Origin of the sequence: Nocardia sp. XZ_19_369 (assembly GCF_015355715.1) — a bacterium.
Taxonomy (GTDB): Bacteria; Actinomycetota; Actinomycetes; order Mycobacteriales; family Mycobacteriaceae; genus Nocardia.
Window position 1 is genome coordinate 276,622 of record NZ_JACVED010000006.1, and the last position, 16,006, is coordinate 292,627.

Here is a 16,006-nt window from a genome sequence, read left to right on the forward strand (position 1 = left end):
CCACACAATGACTACCCGCGAACGGGACATGACGGCGGCCTCACCCGCAATTCGACGCCACCATGTCCCCCTCGACACGACGACTACATCCGGACGGGACATGATGGCTAGCTCACTCGTGATTGGGCGAAAGGGGCACCGGACCAGCGAGTATTCCGCCGATCCAGGCGCTTCAGGCCGAACTCTCCAACGCCGCAGCCATTTCCGCGCGCGGAGCCGGACGACCAGTAAACAACTCGACCTGCCCATACGCCTGGTTCAACAGCATCTGCAACCCACTGACCACCGTATGCCCAGCCCGCGTAACCGCCTCGGCCAGCGGCGTCGGCCACGGGTTGTAGATCGCGTCGAGCACCACCGGCGCCTTCGCCACCGCCTCCGCAACCACCGCGGCAGCCTCGGCGGGAATCGTGCTCACCACCACGCTCGCCCGCTCGCACAGTCCGACGAGCGCGTCCGGATCGAACGCAGTCACCGCCGCGTTCATGCCGAGTCGTTCAGCGAGATCCAACGCACTACTTGCCCGCCCGGCATCCCGAGCGATCACGGTCACCGTCTTCGCACCGAGTTCGGACAACGCGAGCAGCGCAGGCCGCGCGGTACCACCGGCACCGAGCACGACGGCCTCGTCTAAACCGGCAACCCCACCCCCACGCAACGCACCGAGCACACCGTTCACATCGGTGCAGTCGGCCAGCCACCCACCGTCACGCCGGACAAGCGTGTTGGCCGACCCGACCAGCACCGCCCGCTCGGTGCGCTCAGCGGCATAGGCCAGCGCCGCCTCTTTACCGGGCATGGTCACCGACAACCCGACCCATTCGGGTCCGAGCCCATCGACCAGTCCGGGCAACTGCTCGGCCGTGCACTCGATGCGTTCGTAACTCCAGTCGAGCCCGAGCGCGCGGTACGCGGCCAGATGCAACTGTGGCGAACGGGAGTGCGCGATGGGCTTACCCAGCACCGCCGCTTTGCGTTCAGCGACCACTGTCGAGGATTCCGCTCGCCTGCGCCTGCCGGATGTAGCGCTGATGCTGGTTGTAGTCGTCGGTGAACAGCGTGGTGCCCTGCTTGTCGACCGTCACGAAGTACAACCACGGCCCGGGTTCCGGATTCTCCATGGCGCGCAACGCGTTCAGCGACGGCGCGGCGATCGGCGTCGCGGGCAGGCCGGACATCGCGTAGGTGTTCCACGGCGTTTCCTGGGCGCGGTCCGCATCGGTGGTCTGCACCTCGGTGCGGTCGAGCGCGTAGTTCACCGTCGAGTCGAACTGCAGCATCTGCGGAACCCGCAACCGGTTGACGATCACCCGCGCGACCTTGCCCATGTCCTGCGGCTTGGCCTCACGTTCGACGAGCGACGCGGCGATCAGCGTCTGGTACGGCGTCAGCTTGGTCTCACCGCCGGACTGCAACAGTCCAGTGGATTCATAGGCCTTGGCGCTGGCCGTCACGACCTGCCGCAGCATCTGCTCCGGCGTGCCGCTCGGGTCGAAATCCAAAGTGCCCGCGGCGATCAGGCCTTCCAGCTGCCTGGTCCGGTCCGGGCAGTTCTGCACACCCTGCACGGCCCAGGCGGGCACGCCGAGCGCGGCGAGGTCGACGCTAGAACCCGCGGCCTGGAGTTCTTCGTAGGTCGCGCACTTCTGGTTGGTGCCGGTGCCGATGCAGCTGGCCTCGGCCATCATGCGGTAGATGCCGTCGGTGCGCCTGCCGGAGCCCACCTCGAACTGGTCGTGCAGCAGCCGTCCCTCGGGAATGACGAGGTTGCCGACCCTGGCCTGCTTACCGGTCAACGCGGACACCGCCTGCACGGCGGGACTGCGGCTCGGTATCGCGTAGAAGCCCGGCTGCACCGAGTTCATGTTCGTATTGCGCACGGCCGCTTCGATGAACGCGCCGGTGCTGGCGACGACGCCCTTCTCCTTCATGCTGGCCGCGATCTGCTGCGAGGTGTCGCCGTCGTGCACCTGCACCACGACCAACGGACCGACCGGTCCGGCGAAATCCTCAGGCGGACCGAGCTTCTCGATCAGCTTCATGCCCGCGAACACCGCGGCACCGGCGAACAGCAGCACGAAGACACCGGCGAACAGCCACATGGTGCGCCTGCGCCGCTTGCGCTCCTGCGCCTTGCGCGAGGCCGCACGGGAGCGTTTACCGCGCTGCGCACTGCGCGACCGCCGGCTGCCCTCCTCCGGCTCGTCGTCCTCGTGCCGGGCCGCTTCCCGGCGGCCGACGCGCTTACGCGGCGGGCGCTCCGCGTCGGCTCGCGGGCGTGGCGCGGGTTCGGGCGGCTCCATGTCGTCGGTGTAGCGCGGGATGACGGTGGTGTCGTCCTCGTAGTCGTCCCAGTCGTCCTGCTCCCGGCCGACCACCCGGTTCGTTTTGCCGCGCGTGTCTCTGCTGTTCTGCCCGCCCCAGGCTCGGTCGTCACGCCGGTAACGCCGATCAGCTTCGCGCTGCCGGTACCGTTCCTCGGCTCGTGCCCATCGATCCGTCATGCGTCGTCCTCGGACGACGCGTGCCGCACCGCTTCAACCGACCTCAACACCGCACTCCGTTCGTCCAACCATCCTTGCAGGATCGAGACGGCCGCCGCCTGATCGATCACTTGCCGCTGGCCACGTGCGCGAACTCCACTGTCCCGCAATGCACGTGCAGCTGACACCGTAGTCAAACGTTCGTCGGAAAGTCGTATAGGCACCGGCGACACGGCGGCCCGCAACTGATCGGCGAATGCGGTGGCAATGGTAGCGGCAGTGCCCTTCTCCCCGCGTAATGTTCGGGGCAGACCCACGATCACTTCGACGGCCTCGTACTCCCGCACAATTTCAGCAATTCTGGCGATATCGGGTGCGGGCGCGGCCGAGCGCTTGTTCGGCTTCGCCCGCGGCACGGTCTCCACGGGCGTGGCGAGGACACCGTCGGGGTCGCTCGACGCGACACCGATACGGACACTGCCGACATCGACGGCGATCCGCCGACCGCGACCCGGATCGGTGTCTGGATGGGGCCGATCGGCGCCGTGCACAGCCGACCTCTCGGGATGGTCGGGGTCGGCCACGTCACGTGCCCGACCGCCACCCCCTTCGGAATCGCTCGGCGAAGCCATCACCCGGCCAGTTCGGCCACCCGAGCGCGGACCGCGGCGAGGCCGGCGGGAATCCCCGACGGGTCGGATCCGGCGCCCTGCGCCATTTCCGGCTTCCCACCACCGCGCCCCGCGATGCTCGGGCCGAAGGCGGCGACCAGTTCGCCGGCCTTGAAGCCGAGGTCCTGAGCGCCCTTGTTGACGGTCACCACGAACGGCACCTTGCCGTCGGCATTGCCGAGCAGCACCACCACGGCGGGATTCGTGCCGAACCGGCCGCGGATGTCGGTGGCCAGCGTGCGCAGATCGCCGGCGGCAACGCCCTCGGGCGCCGCGACGGCGACCAGCAGCACGGCACCGATCCGCTCAGCCTCCTCGACGAACTTGCCCGCCGAGGACAGCACGGCGGCCATCTTGGTGCGCTCGAGTTCCTTCTCGGCCACCTTGAGCCGCTCCACCAGTTGCTCGACCCGCGCGGGCACCTCTTCCGAGGGCACCTTCAGCGAGGACGCCACACCGGCCAGCAGCGCGCGCTCCTTGGCCAGGTACTTGTAGGAGTCGAGGCCGACGAAGGCCTCCACGCGGCGGATGCCGGACCCGACCGAGGACTCGCCGAGCACGGTGATCGGGCCGATCTGCGAGGAATGCTGCACGTGCGTACCACCGCACAGCTCCATCGAGAACGGGCCGCCGATCTCCACCACGCGCACCTCGTCGCCGTAGTTCTCGCCGAACAGCGCCATCGCGCCCATCTGCTTGGCCTTGGTCAGGTCGGTCACGAAGGTGTTGACCGGGAAGTCCGCGCCGACCGCGTCGTTGGACACGGCCTCGATATCGGCCTTCTGGCTCTCGGAGAGCTGCCCCTGCCAGTTGAAGTCGAACCGCAGGTAGCCCGGCTTGTTCAGCGAACCCGCCTGCACCGCGTTCGGACCGAGGATCTGCCGCAGCGCGGCATGCACCATGTGCGTGCCGGAGTGGCCCTGGGTGGCACCGCGACGCCACGCCGGATCCGCCTGCGCGAGAACGACATCGCCCTCGGTGATCTGGCCCTGCTCGACGGTGGTCTTGTGCACCCACAGCTTCTTGGCGATCTTCTGCACATCGTTGACGCGCAGTTTCACACCCGAGGCCGTGATGGCGCCGCGGTCGGCGATCTGGCCGCCGGCCTCGGCGTAGAGCGGGCTGCGATCGAGGATCACCTCGACGTCCTGGCCCGCCGAGGCCACGGGCACCCGCACACCGTCGGCGATCAGGGCGAGCACGTTCGCCTCGGAGGTCAGCTCGTCGAAGCCGGTGAACTCGGTGGCACCGCGGTCGACCAGTTCCTTGTAGACGGTCAGGTCGGCGTGGCCGTGCTTGCGTTTGCGCGCGTCTTCCTTGGCGTTGGCCACCTGCTGGGCCATCAGCTCGCGGAAGCCGTTCTCGTCCACCGTCAGCCCGGCCTCGGCCGCCATCTCGAGCGTCAGCTCGATCGGGAAGCCGTAGGTGTCGTGCAGCTTGAAGGCGTCCGATCCGGGAATCGTGTTGCCGCCCTTGGCCTGCACCGCGCTCGCGGTGTTGTCGAACAGCGCGGAGCCGGTGTTCAACGTCTTGAGGAAGGCCGTCTCCTCGCCGACGGCGACGGTCTCGATGCGCTGGAAATCGGTGGCCAGCTCCGGGTACGACGGCGCCATCAGGTCGCTGACGACCTTCATGAACTCCGCCATCACCGGCTTCTCCGCGCCGAGCAGTCGGGCCGAGCGCACGATCCGGCGCAGCAGCCTGCGCAGGACGTAACCTCGCCCGTCGTTGCCGGGGTTCACGCCGTCGGCGATGAGCATGGCGCTGGAACGGGTGTGGTCGGCGATCACCCGGAAGCGGCGATCGTTCTCGTGCTCGACACCGTAGGAGCGGCCGGTGAGTTCCTCGGCCTTGTCGATGATCGGGCGCAGCAGGTCGGTCTCGTAGACGTTCTCGACGCCCTGCAACAGCATGGCGACCCGCTCGACGCCCATGCCGGTGTCGATGTTCTTCTTCGGCAGCGAACCGATCGGCGGGTGGCCCTCCTTCGGGCTCAGCTCACCGCGAACGTCCTGCATGAACACGAGATTCCAGATCTCGAGGTACCGATCCTCGTCGGCCACCGGGCCGCCGTCGCGACCGTACTCGGGGCCACGATCGAAGTAGATCTCCGAGCACGGTCCACCGGGGCCGGGCACGCCCATGTCCCAGTAGTTGTCCTTGCCGTCGCGGAACTGGATCCGCTCCTCGGGAATGCCCGCGACCCGGCGCCAGATCTCGGCCGCCTCCGGATCGGACTCGTACGCGGTCACCCAGATCCGGTCGGGATCGAAGCCGAAACCGCCGTCCTCCTGCGACTTGCTGATCAACTCCCAGGCGAGGCGGATCGCCTCTTCCTTGAAGTAGTCACCGAAGGAGAAGTTGCCCGCCATCTGGAAGAAGGTGTTGTGCCGCGTGGTGACGCCGACCTCTTCGATGTCACCGGTGCGCACACACTTCTGCACGCTCGTCGCGCGCGGGTACGGCGGAGCCTCCTGGCCCAGGAAGTACGGCTTGAACTGGACCATGCCTGCGTTGACGAACAGCAGGTTCGGGTCGGCCAAGATCAGCGAGGCACTCGGCACCTCGGTATGGCCGGCACGGACGAAATGGTCCAGGAAGCGCCGTCGAATCTCGTGGGTCTGCACAGATATCCAGCCTACCGGTGCCGTGCACGTGGTTTTTCATCGAGTGGGGTGCTGTGGGCAAGCCCGCAACCTTGCGGCGATTCGGTCAGTTTTCTGACGAGCTGTTGGCCCTTGTCCCGCTGGCGGGGCGTCGACGGCGGGCGCGAAGTGCGAGCCCGGCCTACCTTCCACGGGTGGTCCGGCGCGGCATGGTCTCGCCGATAGGCCATCGAAGGCGGGTGCGAAGGCTGAACTCCGGCCCCTTCCGCCGATGATCCGGCGCAACATGGTCCCGTCGGCAAAACATCGACGGCAGGCGAAGGCCGAACTCCGCCAACGCCCCGCAGGTGGTCCGGCGCAGCGTGGTCTCGCAGGCTGCCGTCGACGGCGGGTGCGAAAGTCGCGCCCCGCCTACTTTCCCCGGCTCATCCGGCACAACATGGCCCTGCCCGCAGGCCATCGACGGCGGGCACGAAGGCCGAGCGCCGCCAACTTTCCCGGCTCATCCGGCACAACATGGTCCCACCGACAGCCCATCGACGGCGGGCGCGAAGGCCGAGCTCCTACTACTTTCTGCGCATGATCCGGCGCAGTGCGGTCTCGGTGGCAGGCCGTCGAGGTTCATCTGCGCCTACTTTCCGCGGATGATCCGGCGCAGCTTGTCCACCCGCGGACCGACCTCGCGTTCGTTGCCGTGGTCGGTGGGTTGGTAGTAGTCGACGCCGACCAGCTCGTCCCGCGGGTACGTACGCCGGTTCCGACTACTTTCCGCGGATGATCCGGCGCAGCTTGTCCACCCGCGGACCGACCTCGCGTTCGTTGCCGTGGTCGGTGGGTTGGTAGTAGTCGACGCCGACCAGCTGGTCTGGCGGGTACTGCTGGGCGAGCACGCCGTCGCGGTTGTCGTGCGGGTATTTGTAACCCTGGGCGTTGCCGAGTTTCGCGGCGCCCGCGTAGTGCCCGTCGCGCAGGTGCTGCGGGACTGCACCCGCCTTGCCCGCAGCCACGTCGGCCATCGCGGCGCCGAGTGCGGCGATCACGGCGCCGGATTTGGGTGCGCTGGCCAGGTGGATGGTGGCCTGCGCCAAGGCGAGGCGGGCTTCCGGCAGACCGACCAGCTGGACGACCTGCGCGGCAGCGGTGGCGGTTTGCAGGGCGGTCGGGTCGGCCATGCCGATGTCCTCGCTGGCATGAATCATCAGCCTGCGCGCGATGAAGCGCGGGTCCTCACCCGCCGTGAGCATCCGCGCCAGGTAGTGCAGTGCGGCGTCGACGTCGGAGCCGCGGATGGATTTGATGAAGGCGCTGATCACGTCGTAGTGCTGGTCGCCTGCCCGGTCGTAGCGGACGGCGGCCTTGTCCACGCTGGCCTCGACGAGTTCGACGCCGACGGTGCCGTCGAGCGAGGATTCGGCCGAGGCTTCCAGTGCGGTGAGCGCGCGGCGTGCGTCACCGCCCGCGATGCGCACGATGTGGTCGAGCGCCTCGTCGGAGACCGCGTACTGGTCGTCCAGTCCGCGTTTGTCGTGGATCGCGCGCAGGAGGACCTGACGGATGTCGTCCTCGGTGAGCGATTGCAGTTGCAGCACCAGCGAGCGGGACAGCAGCGGCGACACCACCGAGAACGACGGGTTCTCCGTGGTCGCGCCGACGAGCAGCACGATCCGATTCTCCACCGCGGCGAGCAGCGCGTCCTGCTGCGTTTTCGAGAAGCGATGCACCTCATCGATGAACAGGACGGTCTGCTCGCCCGCCGACAGCCTGCGCCGCGCGACATCGATCACCGCCCGCACTTCCTTCACGCCCGCCGACAAGGCGGACAGCGCCTCGAACCGGCGCCCGGTCGAATGCGAAATCAACGAAGCCAACGTCGTCTTACCCGTGCCGGGCGGACCGTACAACAGCACCGACGCCGCCCCCGACCCCTCCACCAACCGCCGCAACGGCGACCCCGGCCCGAGCAAATGCTGCTGCCCGACCACCTCGTCCAACGACGCAGGCCGCATCCGCACCGCAAGCGGCGCCCCGGAATCACGGCGCACCACATTGTCGATGCTGTGCTCTGCAGGCACACCGTCGCCGGGCACGTCGAACAAGCCATCGGTCACATCCGGCAACGTTACCGAGGTACACCGACAAGACCGAACGCGCTGCACCGCCACCCGCACGCTGCCGCGGGACGTGGTGGCTAAGACACGTCGCGCGCAGGCCGCCACAAGGTCCCGCTCGACAGCAGAGTCGTCACCGAAAGGGACATCACGGCGATGACGCACCGCGTCGGCCGCTACGACGTCCCGCTCGGCAGCAAGACCGTTGGTTTAGGGGACATGGCGGCGGTGCAGCGCCGCGTAGGGCGCCGTCGTGTCCCGTCTGACGATCCGGCGGGTGTACGCCGAACCAATCCCCTGCCAGCCGCACAGCCAACACGCCGCCCCGCCGCCACCATGTCCCGGACCACGGCAGCGCCGCCGAAAGCGGCATCGTGGCGGAGACAACGCCTCAGAAGTCGCCACCAGGGCCCGACGGCGATAGACGGGTTGTGCGGCGCGCGGAGCGGGTGTGAACGACGTGATCTCGCTAAGCGCCGCGGTCTCAGTCGCGGTGATCACCGCGTGCCGGGCCGCCGATACGCTGGCGATGTCGCCCCTACCGCCTCGGCGCGGACGAACGGCCTGCGCGGCCCGGGCCGCGCGGCTGGCAATGGGCGATCCCAGTTACAAGGCCGACCAGTCCGCCCTACGACAGCGCTCCATCCGTTATAGACAAAGCGGCGGTGGCACGCGGTGGAGCCACCTCGACCAAGGCCGCCATCACGCCCCGACCAACGCCATCGCTGCCGCCGGACAGGACTTGACGACGAAGATTCGCGGGGTGGGCCACCCCCATATCCCGTTCGACGGCACCGCTATCGCCGATAGGGACATGACGGCTGTGACCAGCCAGGTTGGCCGCCACTGTGTTCGATCGGCGACCCGCGAGAGTGTCGGTGAACCTGCTGCGTGCCGACCACACTGCCAACAGGCTGGTTCGCGCCACCATGATCCCGAACAACCGCACCGCAGCCGTCGACGGGGACAAGACGGTGGGGACACGCCACGTAGGCGACCTTCATGTTCCGTTCGGCGATCTGGGCGGCGCGCGGCGAGCCGATTTGCGTGTCGACCGCACATCGGATGGGATCAATACTCGTGGCTGAAAACACGGTCGTTTCAGATTCTCCGTTCGGGCCCTTCGCGCGGCGCACCCTGCTGAAAGGTGGCGCGGCTGCTACCGCGGCGGCGGTGCTGAGCGCGGCTCCGGCGCGGGCGGCGAGTGCGGTTTTCCGGCATGGGGTCGCCTCCGGTGATCCGTTGCCGAACGGAGTGATCCTCTGGACCCGGGTCACCGTGTCCGACGATGCGACGCCCGCCTCCGGCGTGGGCGAATCGGCAAGTGTGCGTTGGGAAATCGCTGAGGACGAGGGGTTCGGTACCGTCACGGCGTCCGGAAGCGTCACGGCCGCAGCGGCTTCCGATCACACCGTGAAGGTCGATGCCGCAGGTCTCGCGCCGGGTCGCGAGTACTTCTACCGGTTCACTGCCCTCGGCGAAACCTCGCCGATCGGCCGCACCCGGACCGCCCCGGCGCTCGGCGATTCGCCCGAGCGCCTCCGCTTCGGGATCGTCTCCTGCGCGAACTGGGAGGCCGGATACTTCGGCGCCTACCGGCATCTCGCCGTCCGCACCGATCTCGACGCCATCGTGCACCTCGGCGATTACATCTACGAGTACGGCCGCGGCAAGTACGGCGGGCGCAATGGCACTGTGCGGCCGCATGATCCGGCGAACGAGATCGTCAGCCTGGCCGACTATCGAATCCGGCACGCGCAGTACAAGACCGACCCCGATCTGCTGGAACTGCATGCCCGCCAGCCGTTCATCTGCACCTGGGACGACCACGAATCCGCCGACAACTCGTGGTCCGGCGGCGCCAACAACCACAACCCGGCAACCCAGGGCAGCTGGCAGGACCGCCGGGCCGCGTCCGCGCAGGCGTACCTCGAATGGATGCCGGTGCGCGCGCAGGGTTCCGGCGCGGAAGTGCAGATCTACCGCAGGCTCCGTTTCGGCACGCTGGCCGAGCTGTCCATGCTGGACCTGCGCAGCTATCGCGACCAAGAGGCGAAGCCGGGCGCGGGCTGGCGCGAGGCGGACAACCCCGCGCGCACGATCACCGGCAAAGCCCAAATGGACTGGCTCACTGCCGGTTTGGCGTCCGCACCGGTGCGCTGGAAGCTGGTCGGCAATTCGGTGATGATCGCCCCACTCGTCTTCCCGCCGCTCGAACCGGCCACCACCGCCGCCATCACCAGCACCCTCGGCCTCCCACAGTCCGGCCTCACCATCAACGGCGACCAATGGGACGGCTACACCGCCGACCGCCAGCACCTGTTCCGCGCGATCACCGACCAGCAGATCTCCGACGTCGTGTTCCTGACCGGCGACATCCACACCTCTTGGGCCGCCGACCTCCCCATCGACGCCGCCAACTACCCCGCAGGCGCCACCGCAGGCACCGAATTCGTCATCCCCTCGGTCACCTCCACCAGCATCGGCGACCTACTGAAGCTCAACTCGACCCCCATCGCGGACTCGATCAGAAGCGTCAACCGCCACCTGCACTACACCGAACTGGACTCCCACGGCTACGGCGTACTAGAGGTAACCCCAGACCAGACCCAAATGGACTGGTTCTACCTCATCGACGTTACCGACCCGAACTCCGCTGTACGCCACGGAACTTCGCTCGCCGTCCGTTCCGGTGGCCGCCTCGAACCCCGCTCCGCACCGGCAAGCTGACAGTCCGCGCGGCAGGTGGCAGTCCGCGCGGCAGATAGCAGTCCGCGCAGCAGATAGCAGTCCGCGCAGCAGGGTGGCAGTCCACGCAGCAAGGCCACATCCACGCAGCAAGGCCACAGTCCACGCAGCAAAGTGACAGTTCGCGCGGCAAGTGACAGCTGCGGTCGCAAGCAGACCGCCTGCGCACCACGGCGACCGCGTGCGGACTGACCGCGCGGCAAGCCAACTCGCTGCGATGCTACTTCGCCGGCCCTCTGATCCGGCGGACGCCTCGAACCGCGCTCAGCGCACAACGCCTGCGCGCCACGCCAACCGCGTGACGAGCCGCAGCGGCAAATGCTATCCAGCGCGGCCAGGAAGCGACGGCTGCGGCGAGCACAGCGATGGCGACAAGCTGACAGGCGACCAGACTTACCTGCTACGGCGGTAATTGGCCTGCTGCACCGGCAAGGTTGGCCGACTGCGGCGGCAAAACTATCCAGCGGGGCTGCGGCGACAATGCTGATCGGCGACCACTCGCCGGGCTATAGCGGCGAGAACTACCTACTAGGGCGGCGATTGGCGTGTCGCACCGACAAGGTCGACGGACTGCGGCGGTAAAGCCATCGCACCCGGCCACGAGCGACGGACTGCGGCGCGAACCGAGCGTCGGCGGCGCGGTAAGGCCAGGCAGTCAACCACGAGCTGATGGGTTGCGCGGCAATGTATTCGCCACGGCCGGGAGTTTGGGCTGCGGCGAGCTACTCGCCGCCGCCTCCCCCGCCACCGCCGCCGCCTCCGCAGCCACTGCCCCCACCACTGTCGCCGCCGCCGCAACCACCACCGATGCCGATGCCTGCGCCGCTGGCGGCCCAACCGCGGGAGCCTTTCCTGCCGCGCCGACGGTTTCGGCCACCACCGGGGAACTGTCCGCTCAGCTGGGTGCCTGCCTGTTGGGCGCGGGTGAGGGGGTTTCCGGGGTCGTGGCGGTCCGCGTTGCGGCGGCGGATGACCAGGATTGTGAATGCGGCGGCAAGGATGGCCAGCACGGCAATCGCTGATAGCAGGTAACCCATGATGGCCCCCTCGATCAATTCCGACGCTTAAAGTCGGACTCTTACGCATTGTGCCATTTACTATCGGCCCGTCGCTAGCGCTACTTTCGGGGGGCGACCCGCGTGATTCGCCGCAGCGCCAACCCAATTCAGTGACGCTGCAACTCCTGGCAACCTCCTAGAGGTCACCGCCCGCCGAACAGGAATGGTGGCATCAAACGCGAGTGAACCCCACCAGGCTGTCCCGTTCGGCGACAACTCGTCCAGCGAAGCCGTTGCTACCGCGGACCGAAAGGCGTCGGCGTAGCGCTGGTGGTGGCAAAACGTGACGAGCCCGCCGTCACGCGCCACTCGCCCCACAGCCACAGCGCAAACCACCGATCGCTCGACAACCGGAGCGGCCAACGACCGATCGCTCGACAGTGCGAGGTGCGCCATACTTCGGCGCTCGAGCTTCTGCGCAGGCTCGAACGTGACGATCCCACCGAGCGCAACATGGTGGCACCAACCCGCCAGTTGCGACCCCCTAAGCCGCCACCGCCACCGCAAAACCCACAGACCCCCAACGCAACTCCAGCAGAGGGTTCACCACCAAACCCCAGCTCATCTCACTTGACGCAAGTTCCGCACTCTTGACGCATGCTGCAACCTCAGTCAAGAGCACGGAATCTACGTCAAGTCGGCGGTGCGGGGCGCGGTGGGTGCGTTCTGCTACTCGGACCAGCGTTCTTCCAGCATCGCTGAGACGTCTTCGGCGAAGTCGCCGATGATGTCGTCGCCGGTGCAGCGTGCGTCTTCGGCCAGTGCGGCCCAGCGGTTGATCAAGGCTTCCGAGCGCGGGACGGACATGCCGTGTTCGCGCGCGGCGGCGATGCGGGCGTGGTCTGCGGGGAGGAACCAGTAGGTGGACAACCACACCCAGATGAGTCGAGCTTCGAGGATGCGCTCGGACATCAGCTCGTCGTCGGCGAGGGCCGGCCACACGCCGACCACCTCGGAGCGCCATGCTTCAACCATCTGCCTGGCGCGTTCCCTGGACAGTTCGAAGTCGCACAGGCAGCCGGGGAACGACACCAGTGCGTAGGCGATGTCGAGGGTGGCGTCGCGGAACCCGCCCCACTCGTAGTCGAGGAAGCGTGCGCCTTCCTCGTTGAGAATCACGTTGTCGGGGCACAGATCCGACGGACTGAACGCGCGGAATCGCCCGGCGGAGAACAGCCGGTTGCCGCGCACGATCCGTTCGGCGATCTCGCCGGGCACCTCGATGCCGAGTTCGCGCTGCAGCAGTCCGGGCACCTCGGCGATCGCGGATTCGGCCTGCTGGGCAATGCCGTCCACGCGATGCACCACGTCGACGCGGCGCAGCAGGGCGACGAAATCGGCTTCGCGGCCGACGGTGGCGGCGTGCATGCGGCCGAGCGCCTGCGCGAACGCCATCATCCCGTTCCTGGTCGCCGGTTCGGCGCCGGACCGCAACATCTGAGTGAGCAGCGAATTCTCGCCGAGGTCACTGAGGATCAGCAAACGCTCAGGCAAACTGTGCGCGATCAGGTACGCGCCCGGTCGCTGTTCGCGGCTCAGGGCGGTGGTGAACTGGTACGAGACCGCTTCACGGAGGAACGCGGAGTCGATGCTGGCGACTCCGGGCGCGAGACCACCCGTGGTGCGGTCCTGCGAGTGTCCGCGAACTTGTTTGACGATGAGAGTTCGCGGCAACGAGTAGGGGTTTTCCGCTACACGGACACGGAGAACCGTCGTTCTACCACTACCGCTGAGTTCGATCGGATCGCTCAGCTTTACCGGAGCACCCATTCGCTTTGTGAGCAACTGTTGCGCTGCGGACACGACTTCGGCGGCGCGTTCGGCCAATAGTGCGGTCATCGCCCTTCAAGTTACTCGCATCAGGTCACTTCTAGCGAGCGGATACACAACCTTTCCGCGTCGTTCGGCGTGTCTCTCTCGAGGTTACGGGACGGGCGGCCGTTGCTTGACACGATTGCACCCGTCAGGTTTTCTCATCGTCAACTGCTCTGCGCCACACCGCAAACCAGTTGAGTGGAAAGGTCTATGGCATGACCGGCACACCGCCTCCCCCGCCCCACGCATCAGCTGGCGACCCTCCCGAGCACGGAGACGACGAACGCCGCGCGGCGCAGCAGGGTCAGCACGAGAGTCACCCACCGCAGCCGCCGGGCGCGAGCGCCGAGCACGGCAGGCACGAGATGGCGGGGTCGGCCGGGTACCCGCAGTTCGAAGGTCCGGGTGCCGCGCAGTACGGCAGCGAACCCGTCGAGCCACCGCCGCCGGTCGCACCGCCGCAGCCATCAGCACATCCTGAGCAAACGGCGCAGCCGAGTTACGGTCCGCCAGGGACCGGACCGGGAGCGGAACCCGCGGGTATGCCTCCGGGTACTGCGCCACCGGCAGGCACCGGGCCGCAGGGCGCGATGCCCTCGCAGGGGAACGTGCCGTCGGGATCGATGCCGTCCCAAGGAAACATGCCGTCGGGATCACCGCAACAAGGAAACATGCCGTCGGGTTCCATGCCGTCCCAAGGAAACGTACCGCCAGGTGCCATGCCGGAACAGGGGACGATGCCGCCCGGGTCGATGCCGCAACAGGGAACCATGCCACCGGGATCGATGCCGTCACAAGGCGATATGCCTCCGGGATCACCACCACCGGGTTCTATGCCGCCCGGATCCATGCCGCAGCACGGCACCATGCCACCCGGATCAATGCCGCAGCAAGGCACCATGCCACCGGGATCGATGCCGCCACAAGGGAACGTGCCGTCCTACGGTGCGCCACCACAAGGCGGCATGCAACAGCCGGGCATGATGCCCCCGCCGGGAACACCACCCACCTACGGCTACCAGCAGGCCGCCGCTTCCGCACCCGGCACCCTCGATGTGGGCCAGGCGCTCAGCTACGGCTGGGAACGGTTCCGCTCGAATCCAGGGCCGTGGATGGGAGTGATCGCATGCGGGTTGGTCATCTACCTCGGCTTCGTGCTCGTCGTGCAACTCACCGACCCCACGACGTTGCTGCCGGTACTACTGATCTTCCTCGCGGTACTCGCCGCCGTCTGGCTGCTGCAGGCCGCCATGGTACGCGGCGCACTCTATGAAACCGACGGCTACAAACCGCATTTCGGTTCGTACTTCCGTTTCGTGAACGCCGGCAATGTGCTGATCACCGCCCTGTTGGCGTTCCTCCTGACCGTCATCGGTGCAGCGCTCTGCCTCGTCCCCGGACTGATCGCCGGCATCCTGTGCATGTTCTCCCTGCACTTCGTCGTCGACCAGAACGAGGGGCCATTCGAGGCGATCAAGTCCAGCGCCACCCTGGTGGTCACCAACATCTGGCCGGTACTACTGCTCGCCCTTTCCGTCCTGTTCGTCACCTTCGTCGGTGTTCTACTGTGCGGCCTCGGTCTACTCGTGGCAGGACCCGTCGCAGTCATGGCAGTCACCTACGCCTACCGCACCCTCACCGCAGGCACCGTCTCCCCCCTCTAACCCGCCACACGTCGGCACCGCACACCCTTTCGGTAAGCCGCACACAGCCTGTACTGGGTGTGCCGCTTACAGAAAGGGTGTGCAGTTGGCGAAACACAGAGCTGAACACTTGGGCCGCGGTCACCCTTCGCAGGTTGGTCTGCGGACGAACGCAACGCGTGACACCTCAGCCGCCGTCCCGGCAGCCGCACAACTTTTGATGTGGCGCATACGAAATTGCATGCGATTTTGTATGCGCCACATCAGAAAGTGTGCGGCTGTACTCATGCGATCGGGGTAACCGCTTGGTCTGCCGCAGATCGACCGGCGAAGGGACATAGCGCCTGAAACCGGCCACGCTCACCTCGGAAGGCTGACCGGAAAACACACCACCGGACATTCAGCCGCAGCCACCTCCGAGCAGATCAACCGGCGAAGGAACGCCGTGCCGGGGGCACCTGGCAACCGCCACGTCGGCGACAATACTTTCGACCTGGTGCCGTCGCGATAGCACGGAACAACCGGCATACACCTAGGCGCCGGAGCATGCGATAGAGGTAGCCACGATCTCCCCGCAGCTCAGCCGGTGGAGGTACGCACCGCTCCCGGTACAGGGGCTGTACTGGGGTGCGCCGCTCGAAGGAATGGGTGTGCAGCTAACGAAATGCAGCGCCACACTCGGCCGCTCTCACCACCTCGAGTTGGCAGGCGAGGAACGCGCCTGACACCTCAGCCGGGGCCTCACAGACTGACCGATGACGGAACGTAGTGCCCGAGACCTCATCTGCGGCCACCTCCACAGACCGACCAACGACAGAACGCACCGCTCAACACCTCGTCTGCGGCCACCTCCACAGACCGACCAACGACAGAA

The 16,006-nt window shown here is 67.2% G+C and carries 9 protein-coding genes; 3 read left to right on the plus strand and 6 right to left on the minus strand.

The window, feature by feature from the left end:
* Nucleotides 1-172: 172 nt before the first annotated feature.
* The 5 genes from IBX18_RS23450 to IBX18_RS23470 form a co-directional block, all read right to left on the minus strand.
* Nucleotides 173-988 (minus strand): shikimate dehydrogenase, encoded by an 816-nt coding sequence (locus tag IBX18_RS23450; RefSeq protein ID WP_194835703.1) that lies wholly within the window; start codon nucleotides 986-988, stop codon nucleotides 173-175.
* A complete protein-coding gene (gene mltG, locus IBX18_RS23455; protein ID WP_194835704.1) occupies nucleotides 978-2,504 on the minus strand; it encodes an endolytic transglycosylase MltG in 1,527 nt (508 codons plus the stop codon). The genes IBX18_RS23450 and mltG overlap by 11 nt, the downstream gene beginning before the upstream one ends.
* The gene (gene ruvX / locus IBX18_RS23460; protein ID WP_194835705.1) at nucleotides 2,501-3,115 is read right to left on the minus strand and encodes a Holliday junction resolvase RuvX; all 615 of its coding nucleotides are present in this window, start codon (nucleotides 3,113-3,115) and stop codon (nucleotides 2,501-2,503) included. The genes mltG and ruvX overlap by 4 nt, the downstream gene beginning before the upstream one ends.
* Complete coding sequence (alaS, locus tag IBX18_RS23465; protein WP_194835706.1) at nucleotides 3,115-5,781, minus strand: alanine--tRNA ligase; 2,667 nt, start codon at nucleotides 5,779-5,781, stop codon at nucleotides 3,115-3,117. Before alaS ends, ruvX begins: the two co-directional genes overlap by 1 nt.
* Nucleotides 5,782-6,521: 740 nt before the next feature.
* A complete protein-coding gene (locus IBX18_RS23470; protein ID WP_306796398.1) occupies nucleotides 6,522-7,832 on the minus strand; it encodes a replication-associated recombination protein A in 1,311 nt (436 codons plus the stop codon).
* Between the two features lie 1,101 nt (nucleotides 7,833-8,933).
* Between IBX18_RS23470 and IBX18_RS23480 the strand changes: the two genes are divergently transcribed.
* Both IBX18_RS23480 and IBX18_RS23485 read left to right on the plus strand, forming a co-directional pair.
* Nucleotides 8,934-10,598 carry an alkaline phosphatase gene (locus tag IBX18_RS23480; protein ID WP_194835709.1) on the plus strand — a complete coding sequence of 555 codons (1,665 nt, stop codon included), beginning with the start codon at nucleotides 8,934-8,936 and terminating at the stop codon, nucleotides 10,596-10,598.
* Nucleotides 10,599-11,290: 692 nt separating this feature from the next.
* On the plus strand, nucleotides 11,291-11,638 hold the full coding sequence (locus IBX18_RS23485; protein WP_194835710.1) for a hypothetical protein: 348 nt from the start codon (nucleotides 11,291-11,293) through the stop codon (nucleotides 11,636-11,638).
* Between the two features lie 705 nt (nucleotides 11,639-12,343).
* Here IBX18_RS23485 and IBX18_RS23490 read toward each other — a convergent pair.
* Nucleotides 12,344-13,513 (minus strand): phosphotransferase family protein, encoded by a 1,170-nt coding sequence (locus tag IBX18_RS23490; protein ID WP_107657975.1) that lies wholly within the window; start codon nucleotides 13,511-13,513, stop codon nucleotides 12,344-12,346.
* 809 nt (nucleotides 13,514-14,322) lie between these two features.
* Here IBX18_RS23490 and IBX18_RS23495 point away from each other — a divergent pair.
* Nucleotides 14,323-15,153 carry a hypothetical protein gene (locus IBX18_RS23495; RefSeq protein ID WP_228541619.1) on the plus strand — a complete coding sequence of 277 codons (831 nt, stop codon included), beginning with the start codon at nucleotides 14,323-14,325 and terminating at the stop codon, nucleotides 15,151-15,153.
* Nucleotides 15,154-16,006 lie beyond the last annotated feature (853 nt).